This window comes from Pontivivens ytuae, assembly GCF_015679265.1.
In the GTDB taxonomy this organism is placed as follows: domain Bacteria; phylum Pseudomonadota; class Alphaproteobacteria; order Rhodobacterales; family Rhodobacteraceae; genus Pontivivens; species Pontivivens ytuae.
On the sequence record NZ_CP064942.1, the window covers coordinates 2,156,720 to 2,171,462 of the forward strand.

Annotated in this window: 13 protein-coding genes; 8 read left to right on the forward strand and 5 right to left on the reverse strand. The window is 68.8% G+C overall.

The window, feature by feature from the left end:
* Positions 1-43: 43 nt before the first annotated feature.
* From I0K15_RS10465 to I0K15_RS10475, 3 genes are all read right to left on the reverse strand, one after another.
* The gene (locus tag I0K15_RS10465; RefSeq protein WP_196101468.1) at positions 44-1,156 is read right to left on the reverse strand and encodes an aminotransferase class V-fold PLP-dependent enzyme; all 1,113 of its coding nucleotides are present in this window, start codon (positions 1,154-1,156) and stop codon (positions 44-46) included.
* Positions 1,157-1,436: 280 nt separating this feature from the next.
* On the reverse strand, positions 1,437-2,333 hold the full coding sequence (locus tag I0K15_RS10470; RefSeq protein WP_196101469.1) for an NAD-dependent epimerase/dehydratase family protein: 897 nt from the start codon (positions 2,331-2,333) through the stop codon (positions 1,437-1,439).
* A complete protein-coding gene (locus tag I0K15_RS10475; RefSeq protein WP_196101470.1) occupies positions 2,330-3,253 on the reverse strand; it encodes a hypothetical protein in 924 nt (307 codons plus the stop codon). Before I0K15_RS10475 ends, I0K15_RS10470 begins: the two co-directional genes overlap by 4 nt.
* A 121-nt stretch (positions 3,254-3,374) precedes the next feature.
* Between I0K15_RS10475 and I0K15_RS10480 the strand changes: the two genes are divergently transcribed.
* From I0K15_RS10480 to I0K15_RS10505, 6 genes are all read left to right on the forward strand, one after another.
* Entirely contained in the window at positions 3,375-4,652 is a 1,278-nt protein-coding gene (locus I0K15_RS10480; protein ID WP_196101471.1) for an acetylornithine deacetylase/succinyl-diaminopimelate desuccinylase family protein, read from the forward strand.
* Positions 4,653-4,714: 62 nt separating this feature from the next.
* Positions 4,715-6,184, forward strand: coding sequence for an ABC transporter substrate-binding protein (locus I0K15_RS10485; protein WP_196101472.1), 1,470 nt, complete (start codon positions 4,715-4,717; stop codon positions 6,182-6,184).
* 136 nt (positions 6,185-6,320) lie between these two features.
* Positions 6,321-7,793, forward strand: coding sequence for a carboxypeptidase M32 (locus I0K15_RS10490; RefSeq protein WP_196101473.1), 1,473 nt, complete (start codon positions 6,321-6,323; stop codon positions 7,791-7,793).
* A 253-nt stretch (positions 7,794-8,046) separates the two neighbouring features.
* Positions 8,047-8,985 (forward strand): ABC transporter permease, encoded by a 939-nt coding sequence (locus tag I0K15_RS10495; protein ID WP_196101474.1) that lies wholly within the window; start codon positions 8,047-8,049, stop codon positions 8,983-8,985.
* Positions 8,985-9,800, forward strand: coding sequence for an ABC transporter permease (locus I0K15_RS10500; RefSeq protein WP_196105447.1), 816 nt, complete (start codon positions 8,985-8,987; stop codon positions 9,798-9,800). Before I0K15_RS10495 ends, I0K15_RS10500 begins: the two co-directional genes overlap by 1 nt.
* Complete coding sequence (locus tag I0K15_RS10505) at positions 9,797-11,374, forward strand: ABC transporter ATP-binding protein (protein WP_196101475.1); 1,578 nt, start codon at positions 9,797-9,799, stop codon at positions 11,372-11,374. The genes I0K15_RS10500 and I0K15_RS10505 overlap by 4 nt, the downstream gene beginning before the upstream one ends.
* A gap of 70 nt (positions 11,375-11,444) precedes the next feature.
* Here the strand turns inward: I0K15_RS10505 and I0K15_RS10510 are convergent, their stop codons facing one another.
* Complete coding sequence (locus tag I0K15_RS10510) at positions 11,445-11,735, reverse strand: putative quinol monooxygenase (RefSeq protein WP_196101476.1); 291 nt, start codon at positions 11,733-11,735, stop codon at positions 11,445-11,447.
* 106 nt (positions 11,736-11,841) lie between these two features.
* Here I0K15_RS10510 and I0K15_RS10515 point away from each other — a divergent pair, with 106 nt between their 5' ends.
* Positions 11,842-12,207, forward strand: a complete 366-nt coding sequence (locus I0K15_RS10515) for a winged helix-turn-helix transcriptional regulator (RefSeq protein WP_196101477.1) — start codon at positions 11,842-11,844, stop codon at positions 12,205-12,207.
* A 41-nt stretch (positions 12,208-12,248) separates the two neighbouring features.
* Here the strand turns inward: I0K15_RS10515 and I0K15_RS10520 are convergent, their stop codons facing one another.
* Complete coding sequence (locus I0K15_RS10520) at positions 12,249-13,136, reverse strand: LysR family transcriptional regulator (RefSeq protein WP_196101478.1); 888 nt, start codon at positions 13,134-13,136, stop codon at positions 12,249-12,251.
* A gap of 101 nt (positions 13,137-13,237) precedes the next feature.
* On the opposite strand from I0K15_RS10520, the gene I0K15_RS10525 reads away from it, so the two are divergent.
* Positions 13,238-14,737, forward strand: coding sequence for a CoA-acylating methylmalonate-semialdehyde dehydrogenase (locus I0K15_RS10525; RefSeq protein WP_196101479.1), 1,500 nt, complete (start codon positions 13,238-13,240; stop codon positions 14,735-14,737).
* Positions 14,738-14,743 lie beyond the last annotated feature (6 nt).

The following is a 14,743-nucleotide window of genomic DNA, read 5'->3' on the forward strand; positions in this document are numbered from 1 at the left end:
TTGGCCTGTCTGCGTCATAATGATTGGTTATTGGAGAGCCGTTTCAAGACTTATTGCCTGCACCGAGCGTTGAAAGTTCCGAAACGGAGGTTTCAATCTCGTGAAGAGTGTTGAAGGCGTGCGGTGACAGGCGGATGCAACCCGTACTCGCCGTGATGTGAACGCCTTTCCGGGCCATTTCACCTTTCAGCTCCGCCGCCCGTTCGTGGCGAATCGCCGTGATCCCGCTCTGCCCCGCCGGCGCTACTGGGGTGAGGCCCGCTTCTGCCAGTTTCGAGTGCAGATGTTCGGTGAGCTCCGCGATGCGGTCATGAATGGCCGTGAGGCCGAGCGTGTCCGCATGCGCCAGCGCGCCGCCGAGGGCGAGGATCGGGGCGAAGGGCGGGTGCCCCGCCTCCGCTGTCACGGCGCTGGGGTGCGGGGTGATGTCGTCGGGGCGCAGGGCGTAGGGCTCCGCCGCCGAGCGCCAGCCGAAGACGGGTGAGGGGCGGGCGCGAAGCTGTGGCGAGAGGTAGGTGATGGCGGTGCCGTAGCCCGCGCAGAGCCACTTGTAGGTCGAGGCCGTCAGCAGCGCGACCCCCTCGACGTCCACCGGCACGGCGCCGAGGGACTGGGTGGCATCGACGAAGAGGTCGAGGCCGTGCTGCTTTGCAAGCTGGCCGAGGGCCGCGAGATCGACGCGCCAGCCGGTGCGGAACTGGACATGGCTGACGGCGATCGCCGCCGTCTCCGGCCGGATCGCGGCTGCCATGGCGTCGATATCGGGCCGGGCGTCGGGGGCGAGCGGCACGAAATCAACGGTGCAGCCGCGGGCGAGGAAGGGTTGCGCGACGGAGGGAAACTCGCCCTCCAGGCTCACCACATGCGCACCCGGTCGGGAGTAGGCCGCGGCGAGGTTCAGGGCGTGGGAGGCCGAACCGAGAAAGGCGATGTCGGCGGCGTCTGCGCCGATCATCCGGGCAACGCGCGCGCGGATCGCATCGACCTCGGCCAGCCAGCGGCCGAAGGGCGCGTCGCCCTCCTCCCGCATCTCGCTGAAGTACCGCGCGCCTTCGGATGCGGCGCGGGTGGACAGGGGGGCGCCGCCCGCTGCGTTCAGCAGGATGCCTGCGGACAGGGCCGTGAAGCCGGCGCGAAAGGCCTGGTGGTCGTTCATGGAGATGCCGTTTCGCGTCGCTTGCTTCGCCTTTGGCGAAGGCCTTCGGCGAGGATATTTGGAACAAGCTGGAAGGTGGGGATCAGCCCTCCGCCTCGGGCCGCATGAGCGGGGGAGACGGAGGGCCTTCCACCTTGGCGATCATCGCCGTCCCCGGCTGTACCGCCCTCCCAACGTGACCCGCATGAGTTAAGAAAACCCTTCCGGTTCCACCTTGTCGAAATATCCCCCCGCCGGAGGCGTCGCCGCGGGATCGTATGCGATGGGTTGGCCGCGGTGCTCATGCGGGGGCGATCAGCGGCAGGGAGGCATCGAAGATCGCTTCGAAATCGGGGTCGGCGGCGAAGCCCAGTTCTTCGGCACGGGGTGTCTCGATGCCGCCGGGCCAGGTCGAGACGATGCGTTCGATGGCCTCGTCCGGTTCGTGCCGGACGAGGGTCGCGCGGCCCGTGCGGTGCTCGAGGACCTCCAGCATTCCCGCGACGGGGACGGAGAGGCCGGGCAGTGTGATCGTGGTTTCGTCGCCGATGCGCTCGGCGGGCAGGTCGAGGGCGTGGAGCATTGCCGCCACCGCCGCGCTCGGAGAGGCGAGATGCAGGCGCAGGTCGGGGGAGACGGGCAGCACGGCCTCCTGCCCGTTCACCGGTTCGCGGATGATGGAGGAGGCGAAGCTGGACGCCGCGCGGTTCGGGCGCCCGGGGCGGACCACGATGGTCGGGAAGCGCAGGGAGCGGCCCGCGATCAGCCCGCGTCGGGTGAAGTCGCGCACGAGGTATTCGCCGATGACCTTCTGCGCGCCGTAGCTCGACAGGGGGCGCGGCAGGGTGCCCTCGTCGATCGTGCCGTTGCCGGGGGCGGAGAAGACGGCGACGGAACTCGCGAAGATGACGACGGGCGGTTCGGGTTGCGCGGCGGCCGCGGTCAGGACGGTCCGGGTGGCGTCGATGTTGACCGCGAGGCCCTTGGCGAGATCGGCCTCGGCCTCCGAACTGACGACGGCGGCGAGGTGGATGATCGCGTCGTAGGGTCTGTCGAAGAGCAGGCCCGGGCCGGCGGTCAGGTCGTGGTGGACGACGCCCTGCCCTGCGATGTCGGTGCGGACGATCTCGTGACCACCGAGCTGCTTCATGAGCTCGGTGGCGAGAAAGCCGCTCGCCCCAGTGATCAGGATCCTCATGTCGCTGCCTCCCGCCGGTTGTGGAGGCCCAGCGTATCGAGGGCGAGCGGCGTGAGATACATCGGAAACTGGTAGAGGGCGACGAAGAGGCCGAAATAGGGATCCGGCGGCAGGGCCGCGAGGTAGAGCGCGACGGTCCGGTTGCCCGCCATCACAGCGTAGGCGCCGGAGGTGTAACGGTCGCGGCCGAGGTGCAGGACCGCGATGGTGGTGCCGAGGTTGATGACGAGGCAGAGCGCGAGGACCTTGGCGGCCGTCAGGGGCTCGGCGAGGATCATCGGGCCGACGCCATCAAAGAGCGGGAGGACGAAGAGCACCATGACGCAGGCCGCGATCCCGTCGAAGCGGCGGGCATGGGTGCGGATGCGCTCCGGTCCCACGAGGGCCTTGATGGCAAGGGCCAGAACGATGCCCCCGGCGATCATCGCGGCGAGGCGCAGCGCGAGCGTCGCGGGCGGGATCGGAGCGAGGTCGGGCAAGAGGACCGCCAGCATCGCGGGGCCGATGAGCGGGGTGAGCAGCGTGGCGGCTACCGTGACCTCGACCGCGCGCTGGGCGTTGTAGCCCATCAGGAAGCAGATCCCGGCGGCCGAGGCGATGGGCGGGGCGGCGGCGTAGAGCACCAGCAGCGCCTGATCGCGGGGCGGGACCAAGGTGCCGAGGAGCCAGAGCAGCCCGCCGGCCACCGGCATCATCAGGGCAACGGCGAGGAGCCAGCCGCCGAGGCGGGCGGGGCGGAGCGCGCCGCGGGCGACTTCGGCGAGGTCGATCCGGGCCATTGCCATGGCGAGGACGAGGCTGACCAGCGCGGGCAGGACCGGGCGCAGCAGCGCCGAGAGGCTCGGCAGGAACAGCGCCGCGATGCAGCCGCCCGCCATCACCCAGCGGGCATTCGCGCCGATGCGGTCCAGAAAGCTCATGCGGCGGACGGTGCCGCGTTTTTCCGACGCTCGCAATCGTGGAGGGGGCGGGATGCCTCCGGCGGGGATATTTGGACAAGCTGGAAGGGAGGGCGCTAGGCTGCGCCCGCAGGAGGTGCCCATGACGCTGGACGAGGCCATCGAGGGGCGGCGCGACGAGCTGATCGCGCTGACGCAGGATCTGGTGCGGATGCCGACGCTGAACCCGCCGGGGCGCGGCTATCTGGAGATCTGCGAGTACCTTCGCGACCGGCTCGCACCATCGGGATTCGCGGTGGAGATGGTGCGGGCGGAGGGCGCGCCGGGGGACAGCGACAAGTATCCGCGCTGGAACGTGGTGGCGCGGCGCGAGGGGGTGCGGCCGGGCGAGTGCGTGCATTTCAACTCCCACATCGACGTGGTCGAGGTCGGGCAGGGTTGGACGGTCGATCCGTTCGGCGGGGAGGTGCGGGACGGGAAGCTCTACGGCCGCGGGGCTTGTGACATGAAGGGCGGGCTCGCCGCTTCGATCATCGCAGCGGAGGCGTTTCTGGAGGTGCATCCCGACTTCGCGGGCGCGATCGAGATCAGCGGGACGGCGGACGAGGAATCGGGGGGCTATGGCGGGGTGGCGTATCTCGCGGAGAAGGGGTTCTTCGATCCTGCCCGCGTGCAGCACGTCATCATCCCCGAGCCGCTGAACAAGGACCGGATCTGCCTCGGCCATCGCGGCGTGTGGTGGGCGGAGGTGGAGACGAAGGGGCGGATCGCCCATGGCTCGATGCCGTTCCTCGGCGACTGCGCGGTGCGCCACATGGGCGCCGTGATCGCGGAGATGGAGGAGAGCCTGTTTCCCGCGCTGGCGGAGAAGCGCACCGAGATGCCGGTGGTGCCGGAAGGGGCGCGGCAGTCGACGCTCAACATCAACTCGATCCACGGGGGCGAGCCGGAGCAGGAGGAGGACTACACCGGTCTGCCTGCGCCCTGCGTCCCCGACCGGGCGCGCATGGTGATCGACCGCCGCTTTCTGATCGAGGAGGACCTCGCGGCGGTAAAGGACGAGTTCCGCGCCGTTCTGGAGCGGGTCGCGGCGCGGCGGGAGACCTTCGCCTACGAGCTGCGCGATCTCTTCGAGGTGCTGCCGACGATGACGGAGCGGGATGCGCCGGTGGTGGAGGCGGTGGCCGAGGCGATCCGCAGCACGCTGGGGACCGAGGCGGACTACGTCGTCTCGCCGGGCACCTACGACCAGAAGCATATCGACCGGATCGGCAAGCTGCACAACTGCATCGCCTATGGGCCCGGCATCCTCGACCTCGCGCACCAGCCCGACGAGTATGTGGGCATCGACGACATGGTGGACTCGGCGAAGGTGATGGGTCGGGCGCTGGAGCGACTGTTGGGCGTGGAAGCCGGCTAGGGCGGCGCTGGACAGTACGGTCGCCTTGCGACAGGCTTTCTACCGGAACGGGAGGACAGCCGATGAAGACGCTTGGACTGACGCTCGCCATGGTTCTGGGGGCTGGTGCAGCCGCCGCGCAGAACACGACGATCACGCTGGGGATGCAGTTGGAGCCCCCCAATCTCGACCCGACGGGCGGGGCCGCGGCGGCGATCGACGAGGTGGTCTATGCCAATGTCTTCGAGGGGCTGACGCGGTTCGGGCCGGATGGCTCGATCCAGCCGGCGCTGGCGCGGGCCTGGGACGTGAGCGAGGACGGCACGGTCTACACCTTCACGCTGGTGGAGGGGGCGACCTTCCACGACGGCAGCGCCTTCGACGCGGAGGACGTGAAGTTCTCGCTGGACCGCGCGCGGGCGGAGGATTCGACCAACGCGCAGAAACAGCTCTTCGAGGGCATCGAGAGCGTGGAGGTGCTGAGCCCGACCTCTGTCCGGGTGACGCTGTCAGCACCCGACGGCAACTTCCCCTTCAACATGGCCTGGGGCGACGCGGTGGTCGTGGCGCCTGAGACGGCGGAGACGAACGCGACGGAGCCGGTCGGCACCGGCCCCTTCCGCTTCGCCGACTGGGTTCAAGGCGACCGGGTGGAGCTGGTGGCCTACGAGGACTACTGGGGCGAGGCCCCGGCGCTGGAGACGGCGACGTTCCGCTTCATCTCCGACCCCACGGCGGCGTTCGCGGCGATGATGGCGGGGGACCTTGATGCCTTCCCCAACTTCCCCGCACCCGAGAACCTGATCCAGTTCGAGGCCGATCCGCGGTTCGAGGTCATCGTGGGCTCGACGGAGGGCGAGACGATCCTCGCCATGAACGGCTCGGCCGAGCCCTTCTCCAACCCGCTGGTGCGGGAGGCGGTGGCAAAGGCCGTGGACCGCGAAGCGGTGATCGACGGTGCGATGTTCGGTTACGGCACGCCGATCGGGACGCATTTCGCGCCGCATAATCCGGCCTATGTGGACCTGCTCCACCTCTCGCCCCATGATCCGGAGGCGGCGCGGGCGCTGCTGGCCGAAGCGGGGTATCCGGACGGATTCGAGACGGTGCTGAAGCTGCCGCCCCCCGCCTATGCCCGCCGCGGGGGCGAGATCATCGCCTCGCAGCTCCGCGCCATCGGGATCGAGGCGGAGATCCAGAATGTCGAATGGGCCGACTGGCTGGAGACGGTGTTCCGCGGCCGCGACTACGGCCTGACCATTGTCAGCCATACCGAGCCGATGGATATCGGGATCTACGCGCGGGACGACTACTACTTCGCCTATGCGGACCCGGATTTCGTGGCGCTGATGGACGAGCTCGGCCAGACCACGGATGACGGCCAGCGTCGCGCCTTGATGGGCGAGGCGCAGCGCAAGATCGCGGAGGATTACGTGAACGCCTACCTCTTCCAGCTTGCGAAGACGGGGGTGGCCGATGCGCGCCTGCGCGGGCTGTGGGAGAATGCGCCGACCCAGGCCAACGACCTGACCGGGGTGCGCTGGGCGGAGTGACTTTACGGTGAGCGGTCCCGGATCGAGCCCGGGACGTTTGCACTTTTGATCTTCGACAAGGAACGCGCGGCCCCGGGCTTGACCCGGGGCCTTTCGCGATATGCTCTACGCGGGACACATCCCCGAGAGGTAGCCGATGGCTTACGATGCCCTGATCGCCCATGTGAAGCAGACCCAGGCGCTGGATCAGGTGGGCATGCTGCTGGAGTGGGATCAGGAGGCGATGATGCCTCCCGCCGGCACCGGCCTGCGCGCCGAGCAGCGGGGTGCCTTGGAGGCGGTGTTGCATGCCCGCCGGACCGATCCGCGGATCGGCGATTGGCTCGCGGCGGTTGACGAGGGCACGCTGGACGCCGCGGGCCGCGCCAATGTGGATCGCATCCGCCGCGACTTCATCCGCAACGAACGGATGCCCTGCGATCTGGCGGAGGCGATCGCGAGGGCCACGTCGCTCGGCCATCGGACGTGGGCGCAGGCGCGGGAGGCATCGGACTTCGCCGCCTTCCAGCCGGCCCTGACCGAGATCGTGAACCTCAAAAGGCAGCAGGCCGACGCCCAGCGACTCGATGGGGAAACCCGCTACGACGCCCTGCTCGACGGGTTCGAGCCGGGGATGCGCGAGGGGCCGCTTCGGGAGGTCCTCGGCGGATTGCGCGCGCCGCTCTCCGACCTGCGCGCCCGGATCGCGGCGAGCGGGCGGGACGTGCCGGAGCTCACCGGATCGTTTGCGCCGGACAAGCAGATGGCACTGGCCCGCGAGCTCGCGACGGTCTTCGGCTATGACTGGCAGGCGGGGCGCATGGACCTCGTCACCCACCCGTTCTGCGTGGGTACGCTGAGCGATGTGCGCATCACGACGCGGGTGGACGAGGCGCAGCCCTTCGATTGCCTCTACTCCGTGATCCACGAGGTCGGCCACGCGGTCTACGAACAGGGCGTGCCGGAGGCGCATGCGCTGACACCGGCGGGGGGCCACGTCTCGATGGGTGTGCACGAGAGCCAAAGCCGGTTGATGGAGAACCAGCTCGGCCGCTCCCGCGCCTTCTGCGGCTGGTTGCACGGGAAGATGGTGCAGAGCTTCGGGATCGAGATGGGGGCGGAGGACTTCTACGCTGCCGTGAACCGGGTCGCGCCCGGTTTCATCCGGACGGAAGCCGACGAGGTCCACTACAACCTCCACATTCTGATGCGCTTCGACCTCGAACGGGCGCTGCTGGACGGGGAGCTGGAGGTGGCCGACCTCGAGGGTGCCTGGAGCGAACGGTTCGAGACGGATTTCGGGCAGGTGGTGCCGGACGCGGCGCGCGGGGTTTTGCAGGACGTGCACTGGTCGGCGGGGCTCTTCGGCTATTTTCCGACCTATGCGCTCGGCAACATCTACGCCGCCGCGCTACATGAGGCGCTGCGCGCAGCGTTGCCTGATCTCGATGCGCTGCTGGCGAAAGGCGAGAGCGGCCCGGTGGTTACCTGGCTGCGCGAGAACGTCCACTCTCACGGCGCGATCATTCCCGCGCCCGAACTGATGGAGCGCGCGACTGGTGGCCCCGTCACGCCCGCGCCGCTGATCGCCTACCTCGAGGCGAAGTTCGGGGAGCTCTACGGGCTGTGACCTGTCCCGCCGTCCATAGGGCCGCGCGTGCGGCTGGCGGTGGACGCCTCCGGCGGGGGGATATTTGGACAAGGTGGAACCGGAAGGGCCTTCTGAACCCACTAGGATCGCGTTGGGCGGGCGGTACAGCCAGGGACAGAGATGACCGTAGAGGCGGAAGGCTGATTTGCGCCTTCCAGCTTGTTGTAAATATCCTCGCCGAAGGCCTTCGCCAAAGGCGAAGCAGGAAGCGCGAAACGGCGTCTTTCTCGCGATGCTAAGCTACCTGCTCCGCCGTCTCCTGTCGCTGGGCGCGACGCTGGTCGTCGCTTCGCTGGTCGTGTTCGGCGTGATCGAGGTGCTGCCGGGCGATCCGGCGGCGTTCATGCTCGGGTTGAATGCGCAGCCCGAGGCGGTGGCGGCGCTGCGGGCGCAGATGGGGCTCGATGATGGTCTGGTGGCGCGGTACCTGACCTGGGTCGGCGGGCTCGTGACGGGGGATTTCGGCACGTCCTACACCTACCGCGTTCCGGTGGCCGAGCTCATCGCCGACCGGATTTGGGTGAGCCTGCCGCTGGCCCTCTATGCCCTGCTGCTCTCGACCGTCATCGCGTTCCCGATCGGGATGCTCGCGGCGATGGAGCGGGGGCGGGCGGCGGATTACGGGGTGATGGGGGCGACGCAGTTGGGGATCGCGGTGCCGAATTTCTGGTTCGCGATGCTGCTGGTCTTCGTCTTCGCCATCCAGCTTCGATGGGTTGGCGCGGGGGGCTTTCCGGGGTGGGAGGCGCCGCTGGCCGCCATTGGGGCGCTCACCCTCCCTGCGATCGCCCTGGCGCTGCCGCAGGCGAGCATCCTGGCGCGGATCATGCGGTCCGCGCTGATCGAGACGCTGGATGAGGATTACGTCCGTACCGCGCGCGCCAAAGGGCTGGGGCGGCGTGCCGTCGTCTGGCGGCATGCGCTGCGGAACGCACTGATCCCGGTGCTGACGATTCTGGGGCTGCAGTTCTCCTTCCTGCTCGCGGGCGCGATCATCATCGAGAACGTCTTCTTCCTGCCGGGGCTCGGGCGGCTGTTGTTCCAGGCGATCACGCAGCGTGACCTGATCGTGGTGGAGAGTACGGTGATGCTGCTGGTCTTTGCCGTGGTGGCGGTGACGTTCCTGGTGGACCTCGCCTATGCCATCGTCGATCCGAGGCTGCGGCGATGATGCCACGCAGCCTGATCGCGGGCGGGCTCGTCACGGCGCTCTTCGCCCTGCTCGCGCTGGTGAGCTTCGTCTGGACGCCGCATGACGTGGAGGCGCTGAATATCGCGAGCCGCATGCAGGGGCCGTCCGCGGCGCATCTGCTGGGCACCGATCATCTGGGCCGGGATATCCTGTCGATGCTGATGGTGGGCGCGCGGACCTCGCTGGCGGTTGCCATCGCCTCCGTCGGGATCGGGATGGGCGCGGGCGTGCCGCTGGGTCTGTGGGCCGCCGCGCGGCGGGGCGGGATCGTGGACGAGCTCATCATGCGGGGCAACGATCTGATCTTCGCCTTCCCCTCGATCCTGATCGCGATCCTCATCACCGCGCTTGCCGGGCCGAGCGTGTGGAACGCGATCCTCGCCATCGGGATCTTCAACGTGCCGGTCTTCGCCCGGCTGACGCGGGGCGCCGCGCTGAGCCTGTGGAGACGGGAGTTCATCATGGCCGCCCGTGTGGCGGGCAAGGGGGCGGCGCGGATCAGTGCGGAGCATATCCTGCCCAACATCGCCAACCTGCTGGTGGTGCAGGGGACCATCCAGTTCTCCGTCGGGATCCTGGTGGAGGCCGCTTTGAGCTATGTCGGCCTCGGCGCGCAGCCGCCCTTGCCGAGTTGGGGACGGATGCTGGCGGATGCGCAGACGCTGATCGGGGTGGCGCCGCACATGGCGGTCATCCCGGGTCTTGCGATCGTGCTGAGCGTGCTGGGGCTCAACCTGATGGGCGACGGGCTGCGCGACGTGCTCGATCCGAAGCTCAGGACGGTGCGCGCATGACCCTGCTGAGCGTCGAGGGCCTGTCGGTGCGCATCGGGGCGGCGGAGCTGCTGCACGATGTCTCGCTGCAGATGGCGGAGGGTGAGATCCTCGGCCTCGTCGGCGAGAGCGGATCGGGCAAGTCGATGACCGCGCTCGCCCTGATGCGCCTGCTGCCGCGGGGGGCGGAGGCGGCGGGCGGCGTCCGGCTGGGGGGCGAGGATCTGACCGCGCTCACCGAACGGCAGATGTGCGCGCGGCGCGGGCGCGAGCTCTCCATGGTGTTTCAGGAGCCGATGACGGCGCTCAATCCGCTGCACACGATCGGCGATCAGGTGGCGGAGACGGTTCGGCTGCACTCCCGCGCTTCGGTCCGGGAGGCGCGAGCGCGCGCGGCGGAGGTGCTGACGCGCGTCGGCCTCGGGCAGATCCCGCTGTCGCGCTATCCGCACGAGCTCTCCGGCGGGCAGCGGCAGCGGGTGGTGATCGCCTGCGCGATCGCGTTGCGCCCGAAGCTGCTGATCGCGGACGAGCCGACTACGGCGCTCGATGTGACGACGCAGGCGGGGATCCTCGACCTCTTGAAGCGGCTGGCGCGGGAGGACGGGATGGGCCTGATCTTGATCACCCACGACCTCGCCGTGGTCGCCGACATGGCGGATCGGATCGCGGTGATGAAGGACGGGCGGGTGGTGGAGAGTGGTGCCGCGGTTCGGGTGCTCACCGCGCCGACCCATGCCTATACGCGTGACCTGCTCGCCGCCTCCACCCACCAGCCGAAGCGCGCGCAGCGGCGGGAGCGCGAGGCGGTTCTGGAGGTCGAGAACGTGGTGCGCGACTATCCCGGCCCGCGCCGCCTGATCGGGCGCGCGCCGGGGCATCGGGCGGTGGACGGCGTGAGCTTCACCCTGCGCCGGGGGGAGAACCTGGGCCTCGTGGGGGAGAGCGGGTCTGGCAAGTCGACGCTCGCCCGCGCCATCCTGGGGCTGGAGCCGATGCAGGGCGGGTCGATCCGCCTCGGCGGCAACGAGATGGGCGTGGATGCGCCGCCATCGCTGCGGCGCCGCATCGGGGTGGTCTTCCAGGATCCGTTCGGCAGCTTCGATCCGCGCTGGCGGGTGGAGCGGCTGGTCGCCGAACCCTTCCACCTGCTCGACACGCCGCCGCCGCGGCGCCGGGCGGTGGAGGAGGTGCTGGAGAGTGTGGGGCTGCGCGCCTCGGACGCGGACAAACACATCCACGCCTTCTCCGGCGGGCAGCGGCAGAGGATCGCGATTGCCCGCGCGCTGCTGATCCGGCCCGACGTGATCGTGCTGGACGAGGCGGTGAGTGCCCTCGACGTGCGGGTACGGGCTCGGATCCTCGACCTGCTCGCCGAGCTGTCGGAGCGGTTCGCGGTGAGCTTCCTCTTCATCTCCCACGACCTGAACGTGGTGCGGGCGATCTGCGACCGGGTGATGGTGATGCAGGCGGGCCGGATCGTGGAGCAGGGCGAGACGGAGGCGGTGTTTGCGGCGCCCGCGCATGACTATACGCGCCAGCTTCTGGCCGCCGCTCCCCACCTGCCCGCGGGGGCCGCAAGCGCGGCGGGCTGACGCCCGCGTGCGCGCGAGGGAGGCGAGGGGTGGCGCCTCCGGCGGGGATATTTGCCTCAAGGCAGAAGGATCAGGCGATCCGGTCCATCTCGGCCAGCGTGAAGTTCGCCACCTTGCCCTCGGTCGCCGTCATGTAGGCGGCGAGGTGTGGTGCGTTCATGTGGGCCTGCCAGAGCTCCCGGCTCTCCCACGTCTCGTAGAACAGGAAGGTGCCCGGGGCGTCGTGGTCGATATGCAGGTCGTACTGCTTGCAGCCCGCCTCGGCGCGGGTGGGGGCGACGAGTTTCTCCAGCTCGGTGCGGATGAGATCGGCGTGTCCGGGGGCCGCCTCGATCCGGGCGATGATGGTGAGGTCTGACATCGGTGTCTCCTGTCATGGATTGCGATGTCGTGGGGTGTAGAGGGGTCTTGTCTCGCGCGTAAGTATGCACAAATTCGGCCTATACCCACCGAAAGGATACTGTCTCATGTCCCGCTTCGATCACTACGACTGCTCGCTCGGCTGCCCGGTGGAGGCGACGCTGGAGCTGATCGGCGGCAAGTGGAAGGGCGTGGTGCTCTACCACCTCATCGACGGCACCATGCGGTTCAACGAGCTGCATCGGGCCGCGGGGACCGTCACGCAGCGGGTGCTGACCAAGGCGCTGCGTGAGCTGGAGGCGGCTGGGCTGGTCTCCCGCACCGTTCATCCTGTGGTGCCGCCGCATGTGGATTATGCGCTGACCGAGAAGGGGCGCACGCTAGTGCCGCTGCTCCTCGCCATGCGGGACTGGGGGCTGGAGCATGCGCTGCCCGCGCCCCCTTCCACCTTGAACGAAAATATCCTCGCTTGAAGGCTTCGCCAAAGGCGAAGGAGCGAGGGCGAAACCGCATCCTAGGCGAGCCGGGTCCGAAGGGCTTCGGTCAGCGCATCGGCGGCGCGGGTGATGCGGGCGGTGCGCAGGTCGTCCTCGTGCCGGATCAGGTGGAAGCTGCGGGTGAAGGCGATCTCCTCGGGCAGCAGGCGGACGAGGTCCGACCGGCTTTCCGCCACGAAATCGGGCAGGACGCAGATCCCATGCCCCGCAACGGTCCATTCGAGCTGGATCGTCAGCGAGGTCGAGGCGAGCTGCGGCCGCAGGTCCGGGGCGATCAGGGGTGCGTAGTCGAGCTCCTTGTCGAAGATCATGTCGGCGATGTAGCCGATGAAGCGGTGCGCCTTGAGGTCGTCGCGGGTCGTTACCGGGTGGCGCTCCGCCAGCGTTTTCGCGGCATAAAGATGCAGGTCGTAATCCGCGACCCGCCGCACGCGGAGCCGCCCGGCGGTGGGCGGGGTCAGGGCGAGCGCGATGTCGGCCTCCCGCTGGCTGAGGGAGAAGACGCGCGGCAGCGCCACCAGCTCGACCCGCAGGTCGGGATGGGCGTCGGCCAGTGCCGCGCAGGCCTCGGCCAGGATGAAGCTCGCCACACCCTCGGGCGCGCCGATGCGCACGCTGCCCGACAGACGCTCCGACTGGCCCGCGACGCGATCGGCGGCGCCGGTCGCCGCAGCCTCCATCGCCGCCGCCGGGCCGGTCAGCCGTCGCCCGGCTTCCGTCAGCGCATAGCCGCGCTGGGAGCGGTCGAAGAGGCGGGCGGCCAGCTTCGTCTCCAGCGCTGTCACCCGCCGCGCCACCGTCGCCGGATCGAGGCCGAGAGCCCTCCCCGCGCCCAGCAGCGTCCCGTGGCGCGAGAGTTCGAGAAAAACCCGCAGATCGTCCCAGTTTGGTTTCGGAGAGGCCATAGCGCCATTTTGCAGATTTGCCGGATCGGTCTGAGGATTTATCGGTCGATCCCGCGAAAACGCAAGGGTAGGGTCACAGCCAAAGGTCTGGGGAGGCTGACATGGACGAGCTTTATCACTTCATCGACGGGCAGCGGGTAAAGGGCACGTCGGGCCGCTTCGCCGATGTGTTCAACCCGGCGACGGGCGAGGTTCAGGCGAAAGTGCCTCTCGCGGACGCCTCGGAGCTGGACAAGGCGGTGGCGGGGGCTGCGAAGGCGCAGATCGCCTGGGGCGCCACCAACCCGCAGCGTCGCGCGCGGGTGCTGATGGAGTTCGTCCGGTTGCTGCATCGGGACATGGACAAGCTGGCCGAGGCGCTGTCCCGCGAGCACGGCAAGACGATCCCCGATGCGAAGGGCGACGTGATCCGGGGGCTGGAGGTGGCGGAGTTCTGCCTCGGCGCGCCGCATCTGCTGAAGGGCGAGTACACGGATGGCGCCGGGCCGGGGATCGACATGTACTCGATGCGCCAGCCCATCGGCGTCGCCGCCGGGATCACCCCGTTCAACTTTCCCGCCATGATCCCGATGTGGAAGTTCTGCCCGGCGATCGCGGCGGGCAACGCCTTCATCCTCAAGCCCTCCGAGCGGGATCCCTCCGTGCCGCTGATGCTCGCCGAACTGATGCAGGAGGCGGGGCTGCCTGACGGCATTCTGCAGGTGGTGAACGGCGACAAGGAAGCCGTGGACGCGATCCTGGATCACGAAGGGATCGGCGCGGTGGGCTTCGTCGGTTCCACGCCGATTGCCGCGTATATCTACGAGCGCGGCTGTGCGAACGGGAAGCGGGTGCAGTGCTTCGGTGGCGCGAAGAACCACATGATCATCATGCCTGATGCCGACATGGACCAGGCCGCCGATGCGCTGGTCGGTGCAGGTTATGGTGCTGCGGGCGAGCGCTGCATGGCGATCTCCGTCGCCGTGCCCGTGGGCGATGAGACCGCCGACCGGCTGATCGAGAAGCTGGCGCCCAAGGTCGAGGCGCTGAAGATCGGGCCCTACACGGGCGGCGATGATGTGGATTTCGGTCCTCTGGTGACGGCAGAGGCAAAGCAGAGGGTTGCGGGCCTCGTTGAGTCCGGTGTCGAGCAGGGGGCGAAGTTGGTCGTCGATGGGCGCGGCTTCAACATGCAGGGGTACGAGGACGGGTTCTTCTTCGGCGCATGCCTCTTCGATCATGTCACCAAAGACATGGACATCTACCGGCAGGAGATCTTTGGCCCCGTCCTCTCCACCGTGCGGGCGCAGAGCTATGACGAGGCGCTGGGCCTCGCCATGGACCACGAATACGGCAACGGTGTCGCGATCTTCACGCGAGACGGCGACGCGGCGCGAGACTTCGCCTCGCGGATCAATGTGGGTATGGTCGGGATCAACGTGCCGATCCCGGTGCCGCTGGCATACCATACGTTCGGCGGCTGGAAGAAGTCGGCCTTCGGTGATCTGAACCAGCACGGGCCGGATGCCTTCCGCTTCTACACCAAGACCAAAACGGTCACCGCCCGCTGGCCCTCCGGCATCAAGGACGGCGCGGAGTTCGTCATCCCGACGATGAAGTGAGACGGC

Coding starts and splice junctions, on each gene's coding strand:
- I0K15_RS10465 (WP_196101468.1), bottom strand. CDS start 1,156: ATGAACGACCACCAGGCCTTTCGCGCCGGCTTCACGGCCCTGTCCGCA.
- I0K15_RS10470 (WP_196101469.1), bottom strand. CDS start 2,333: ATGAGGATCCTGATCACTGGGGCGAGCGGCTTTCTCGCCACCGAGCTC.
- I0K15_RS10475 (WP_196101470.1), bottom strand. CDS start 3,253: ATGAGCTTTCTGGACCGCATCGGCGCGAATGCCCGCTGGGTGATGGCG.
- I0K15_RS10480 (WP_196101471.1), top strand. CDS start 3,375: ATGACGCTGGACGAGGCCATCGAGGGGCGGCGCGACGAGCTGATCGCG.
- I0K15_RS10485 (WP_196101472.1), top strand. CDS start 4,715: ATGAAGACGCTTGGACTGACGCTCGCCATGGTTCTGGGGGCTGGTGCA.
- I0K15_RS10490 (WP_196101473.1), top strand. CDS start 6,321: ATGGCTTACGATGCCCTGATCGCCCATGTGAAGCAGACCCAGGCGCTG.
- I0K15_RS10495 (WP_196101474.1), top strand. CDS start 8,047: ATGCTAAGCTACCTGCTCCGCCGTCTCCTGTCGCTGGGCGCGACGCTG.
- I0K15_RS10500 (WP_196105447.1), top strand. CDS start 8,985: ATGCCACGCAGCCTGATCGCGGGCGGGCTCGTCACGGCGCTCTTCGCC.
- I0K15_RS10505 (WP_196101475.1), top strand. CDS start 9,797: ATGACCCTGCTGAGCGTCGAGGGCCTGTCGGTGCGCATCGGGGCGGCG.
- I0K15_RS10510 (WP_196101476.1), bottom strand. CDS start 11,735: ATGTCAGACCTCACCATCATCGCCCGGATCGAGGCGGCCCCCGGACAC.
- I0K15_RS10515 (WP_196101477.1), top strand. CDS start 11,842: ATGTCCCGCTTCGATCACTACGACTGCTCGCTCGGCTGCCCGGTGGAG.
- I0K15_RS10520 (WP_196101478.1), bottom strand. CDS start 13,136: ATGGCCTCTCCGAAACCAAACTGGGACGATCTGCGGGTTTTTCTCGAA.
- I0K15_RS10525 (WP_196101479.1), top strand. CDS start 13,238: ATGGACGAGCTTTATCACTTCATCGACGGGCAGCGGGTAAAGGGCACG.